Source organism: Desulfobacter sp. (assembly GCF_050177295.1).
In genome coordinates, this window is the sequence record NZ_JBFXHE010000271.1 from 1 (window position 1) to 6,171 (window position 6,171).

At 49.7% G+C, this 6,171-nt stretch carries 4 protein-coding genes and 2 pseudogenes; all 6 read left to right on the forward strand.

The features are described 5' to 3' along the window. Positions 1-260 (forward strand): annotated as a pseudogene (locus tag AB7U36_RS16510) (rhomboid family intramembrane serine protease); the annotation flags it as partial. Between the two features lie 113 nt (positions 261-373). Continuing rightward, positions 374-1,074 (forward strand): annotated as a pseudogene (locus AB7U36_RS16515) (IS1 family transposase). Beyond that, positions 1,067-1,444, forward strand: coding sequence for a restriction endonuclease subunit S (locus AB7U36_RS16520; protein WP_428160798.1), 378 nt, complete (start codon positions 1,067-1,069; stop codon positions 1,442-1,444). Before AB7U36_RS16515 ends, AB7U36_RS16520 begins: the two are co-directional and overlap by 8 nt. After that, entirely contained in the window at positions 1,441-2,085 is a 645-nt protein-coding gene (locus AB7U36_RS16525; RefSeq protein ID WP_428160799.1) for a transposase, read from the forward strand. Before AB7U36_RS16520 ends, AB7U36_RS16525 begins: the two co-directional genes overlap by 4 nt. Further along, positions 2,082-2,825, forward strand: a complete 744-nt coding sequence (locus AB7U36_RS16530) for a Fic family protein (RefSeq protein ID WP_287036752.1) — start codon at positions 2,082-2,084, stop codon at positions 2,823-2,825. Before AB7U36_RS16525 ends, AB7U36_RS16530 begins: the two co-directional genes overlap by 4 nt. Before the next feature lie 204 nt (positions 2,826-3,029). Continuing rightward, a partial coding sequence (locus AB7U36_RS16535) for a beta-ketoacyl synthase N-terminal-like domain-containing protein (protein ID WP_428160800.1) occupies positions 3,030-6,171 on the forward strand: 3,142 nt, incomplete at its 3' end.

Sequence of the window (6,171 nt, forward strand, 5' to 3'; positions counted from 1 at the left end):
TCTGGGGAAAAATGGTATTTGATCAGACCAAGTCCTGGATTTTCAGCCTGGTGCTGATTGGACTGATCCTGCCGAACATTAACAACTGGGGCCATGGCGGCGGGTTTGCCGCAGGCTTTATCCTGGCCTTTCTATTTGGGTATGAGGAGCGTCGCAGATCCGGAAAAATCGATATCCTGATTTGCACAGGCATGTCCGTGTTTACTTGTTTTCTTCTGTTTCGTTCAGTTTTCCAGGGCTTGGAACTGATTCTGAAATAAAGAGCGCCAAAGGAGCTTCGCCCTTTTGCGTCCAGTCTCTTGTGGTGGTGATTTAAAAAGTATGCTGACATAAATATTGCGATTTTTAAACCAAAAGAGTGTATGTTTGGAATATGAAAATTGAAATCGCACTCAAATGTCCTGTTTGCTCAGGAATAAAAATAAAAAAAAAGGCAAAAAAATAGATGGTAAACAAAATTACTATTGCAATGATTGTGGTAGGCAGTTTATCGGTAATCATGCTTTGAGTTACAAAGGGTGTCATTCAGAGTTAAAAGACAGAATTTTGTTAATGTTCGCCAGAGGAGTGGCCGTTAGAGATATTGCTTAAATCGAAAAAATTAGTATTAACAAGGTGTTATCAACGCTTACAAATTCAAACTATAAAATAAATCCGAAGCAGTCTCACTACGACAAACTGGAAGTTGATGAATTTTGGACTTACGTCGGTTCAAAAAAGAATAAAGTCTGGCTGATTTATGCTTATCATAGAGCAACTGGAGAGATAGTCGCCTGGGTTTGGGGCAAGCGTAATTTGGCTACCGCAAGAGATTTACGGAAAAAAATTACAGAGCTGGGCATCACGTTTGACACGATTTATACGGACGACTGGACAAGTTTTGTAAAAACCTTCAAATCCGACAATCATGTTACGGGGAAAGCCAATACTGTTCGAATTGAAGGAAATAATTGCAGATTGAGACACAGAATTCGACGTGCACTTAGAAAAACGTGTTGTTTTTCCAAAAACCTTTATAACCATCTTAAATCATTTGAGTTAGTCTTTTTTTATATCAATTTTGGTCATGTATAGAAAGCATAGCATACTTTTTACATCACCACCCCCAGCGTACACAGTGTTGAGACTGAAAATTGAGTTGAACAGTAACTTTTACCGGCTATTTTTTAAGTCCTACATCTTCATTGAGAAGTACTTGAATCTCGCCGTAATCGGTATCCGGGACGGGAAACAGATAAGCATACCAGACTTTCTGAGCATTAAGATTCTAGTTCCACCTCTCAAAAAACAGAAAGAGATTGCTGACGCACTGTCAATTTGCCAGCAAGAAATAGATCTTCTTAAACAGCTCGCAGAAAAATACAAAACCCAGAAACGGGGGGCTGATGCCAAAGATTCTTGCCGGCGAATGGCGGATAAAACCGGAGGTGGTGAATCAATATGAATAATCCGTTGCCCAACCGACAATCTATCCGGTTGAAAAATTATGATTATTCACAACCGGGATATTATTTTATCACCATTTGTACACAGGATCGAATTCATCGTTTCGGCAAAATTATTGATGAAAAAATGCGGTTGAATGACGCAGGGGAAATCGTCGCAGACGAATGGGAAAAAACGCCCATAATGCGTAAAAATATTCAATTGGATGAATGGATAATAATGCCCAACCATTTTCACGCCATCATCACCGTAGGGGCGCGTTGCACGCGCCCGCCTAACAACACGCGCCTGCCTAACAACACGCGCCTGCCTAACAACACGCGGCCATTGACCGAAAACGGGCGGACGGTAAACGGGCGGATGCAATCCGCCCCTACGGATTCGCGGGTGGTTTTGGGGGATATTGTTCGTGGATTTAAATCGTCGGTGACCAAACGGGTACGGCAATTGCCAAATATGAACGATACCAGATTATGGCAACGGAATTATTGGGAACATATTATCCGCAACGAAAATGAATTGAACCATATCCGCAATTATATCCGGCATAATCCGCAAAAATGGGAAACGGATCAATTATATGGCGGTTTCGGCAATCAGTTGATAAAAACACCTGCAGAATATGGAAAAACATCATGACCAAATATAAAAAACTGGATCATCTTAAGGAAAAACTGGATTCCTTCCGTCCACTGCCACCAGAGATTGTTTCGAATCTTCATGAGGACTTGGTTCTTCGCTGGACCTATCATTCAAACGCTATCGAAGGCAATACGCTGACACTGAAAGAAACCAAGGTTGCTCTGGAAGGGATCACCGTTGGCGGGAAAACCATGCGGGAGCACTTTGAAGCGATCAACCACAGGGAAGCCATTTTTTTCGTTGAAGATCTGGTCAAAAAAAATGAGCCTCTGTCTGAATGGCAGATTAAATCGATTCACCAATTGATCCTGAAAAATATTGATGACAAAAATGCGGGTGTTTATAGAAAAACGAATGTCATCATCTCAGGTGCCGATCATGTTCCGCCCGATGCCATGCATGTAGAAAGTGAAATGCAAAGCTTTATCAGTTGGTATCAAACCGAGGGGGCGTCTCTCCATCCGGTGGAACGGGCGGCCCGTGTTCATGGTGATTTTGTGAAAATCCATCCTTTTGTGGACGGCAATGGCAGAACGTCACGGCTGCTGATGAATCTGGAACTGATGAAAAACGGGTTCCCACCGGTTGTCCTGCCTGTGGAAAAGCGGTTGGAATATTACGAGACGCTTGATAGAGCCCATACGAAAAATGATTATGAGCCATTTTTGACGCTTATTGAGAAGATTGCGGAATTGGGATTCAGACCTTACTGGCATGCATTGGGGGTAACCCCATGAATACCTTTCAGATTAAGATATTCTAAGATAACTGGAAGATAACTGGGGTCAGAGTAAAATTAAATACGAAGTGTAGAAGAGTGTGGACTTTCCCTGTCACTCCTGACCTTTTTTAATTTCCAAAGCGAATGACCTTGCAAGCGTTTTACACAAGTTTTACACAGCTGTCTTGCAATCTTTTTCCGGGTCAACTATATGGGCTCCATGACTTTAAAACGTGCAGATATTGCCGTGGTCGGCATGTCCGGTATTTTCCCCGGTGCCCGTGACATTGGGCAGTTCATTGCCAATGTCATGGCAAAAAAATCAAGTGTAATCCAGGTTCCCCCAGACCGGTGGGGTGTGTCCGCTGACATCATGGTGGACAACCGCGCCGGCACGCCGTTGCCGGATAAGGCCCGCAGCAGGTTTGCAGGGCTGATTTCCCAATCGGTGTTTAATTCTTCCGATTTTGACTTTTGCGGGGCGGATATGGCTGGACATGGTCTGGATAATGATTTTTTCCAGGCCCTGGACCCGGTGCACCATTTAGCCCTTGCCGCCGGCATTGATCTTATGGCCAATGCACGCCTTTCCAAAGCAGATCGGGCGCGCACAGGGGTTGTGCTGGCTGCCATTGCCCTGCCCACACCGGGCGCATCGCGGCTGACCCGCGATCTTTTTTTGGCGCCAAATCCTGCAATGCCCTCCCGGGAACAAGCCTGGGGCGCGGGTATGCTGTCGGCACCTGCGTCAATTCTGGCCAGGCTGTTGGGCTTGGCCGGCGGCAGTTTTACCCTGGATGCGGCCTGCGCGTCTTCTTTGTTTTCCATAAAGCTTGCCTGCGAACAACTGCTCTCCGGAAGGGTGGACGCCATGGTGGCCGGCGGGGTATCCCGGCCCCAGTCCCTCTACACCCAGGTGGGATTTACCCAGCTCCAGGCCCTGTCGCCCACGGGCCGGTGCGCCCCCTTTGACCGGGATGCCGATGGGTTGGTGGTAGGGGAGGGGGCAGGCCTGGTCCTGCTTAAACGCCTGGACGATGCCCTGGCCTGCCAGGACACCATCCACGCCGTGATTAAAGGATGGGGGGTGAGCAACGATATTGAAGGCAACCTGGTGGCTCCGGCCAGTGAAGGTCAGGTCCGGGCCATGACCGGTGCCTTTGACATGGCCGGTTGGTCTTTTGATGATATCCAGTACATGGAGTGCCACGGTTCCGGAACCCCCAAGGGGGATCAGGTGGAAGTCCACAGTATCATGCAGATGCGTCAAAAATATCAGTGCATGGATACCGCCTTATCCATTGGTTCGGTAAAGTCCAATATCGGCCATCTGCTGACCGGTGCCGGGGCTGCCGGATTCATCAAAACGGTCATGGCCATGAACCAGGAGGTGCTGCCGCCATCCAACAATTTCAATGCGCTGCCGGATGACTCCCCTTTTAAGAATAGCGGTGTCAGGGTCCAGGATCACCCTTCTGCCTGGATACCTGCCGGCGACGGCAGGCCTTTGCGGGCCGCAGTATCCGCCTTTGGGTTTGGCGGCATCAATGCCCAGATTCTTGTGGAATCTTTTAAGGCTCAATCACGTCCTCATGCGGTGGGTGTTACACCTGCTCCGGCCCAAAAAAGCGTTCCCTGTGCCATTGTGGGTATGGGGCTGATATCAGGTGGTGCGGAGTGCCTTGGGGATTTTTCCAAGCTTATTTTGGGCGAAAAATCCACTGTAGGCAGATCTGGAGAAAGCCGATGGCGCAGGTTTGATCATCTGCCCCCTGAAGTCCGCGGGGGGTTAACGTTGTTCATGGATGATCTGAGTATTGATCTCAAAGATTTTAATATCCCCCCCAACCAGATGAGCCAGATTTTGCCCCAGCATCTGATGATGCTCAAAGCAGCCCTGGCAGCCCTGGCAGATGCCGGTATCTCTGCCAAACCGGATGCGTCACAACCACCCCGGGTAAACATGGGCTGTGCCGTGGGCATTGAATTTGATTTCGGGGCTACGGACTACCATTTAAGGTGGCAAATTCAGGGGCAAAAAAACGGTGTATCCAGTGACCTGCTGGACACCATCGGGCCGTCACTCAATTTTGGTTCAACACTGGGTGCCCTTGGGGGCATTGTGGCCTCCCGCCTGGCCCGGGCATTTAAACTGGGCGGCCCCTGCTTTACCCTCTCTGCGGATTCAGCTTCGGGACTAACGGCCATTGATATTGCCGTTAAATCCCTGTCCACAGGCGAGACTGACACCTTTTTATGTGCAGCCGTGGATCTTGCCGCTGACATCAGAAGCTTTACCCGGGATCTGGTTTTGAGCGGCACGGACCCCATGGCCCTGCCTTCGGAAGGGGCTGTGGCCATGGTGCTCAAACCCCTGGATGCGGCGCAAAGGGACAATGACCGGATTTATGCGGTGATCAATGGTGTGGCAGGTGCCAGCGGCGCCGCACTTGCCGGGGAAACCGGTGAGCAGGCCCATGTCTCACGGTCAACAATTGTCCAAAATTCTTTACAAAAGACTCTGGATCATGCCGGTATGGATTTAAAGGATATCGGGCTTGGTGCAGTGACGCACAGTGCGTCTCACTTTCTGGGGGCAGGGGAGGTCTGCCCACTTGACAATGCTTTGCCCATTTTCTGTCCGTCTGCTTTGTCCGGGCATACCGGGGCTGCCGCAGGCCTTTTTACCGTTACGGCTGCAGCATTGTGTCTTTACACCCGAAAATTTCCCGCGCCTTTGCACAAGTTACCCGGCGTTCCCAAGACAGCTGTGGCAGGATGCCTGACCCGGGATGGTATTGCAGGGCATGTTATCTTGTCAGGCTGCCATCATTCAGGGCCAGGTGCCGACACCTGTCAGGCTGCGCAGACCCGGGAGAAAAACGGGCATACATCCACCTGCATAAGGATTCCTGTGACCCGCCCGCCTTTTCCCAGGGACTTGATTGCCAACGAGGCTTTTGAACCGGCCCGGCAGGAAACGTCGTTTGATCTCTGCACTGAGCCGCCCAATATGCCACTGCCATTTCCCTGTGACACACTCCCGGGACTGCTGGCCCATACCCAGGAGATTACGGCCAGAGCCCATGAGCGCTTCCTGGAATTATCCGCCCAAAACACCCAGGCCATGGCTGAACAGCTTGCCGCTATTGCCGGTGCAATGCCAAATGGCTGGAATCCGTCAATGGATCTGGAACCGGTCTTTGCGCCCCAGGATATTTCCAAGGTTCCCGATCTGTTTATGGACCGGGACCAATGCCTTGAGTTTGCCGTGGGAAAAGCCGGAAACGTGCTGGGTCCCGATTTCGATATCATTGACACCTACCCGGTCCGGGTGCGGTTGCCGGATGAACCGTTGATGC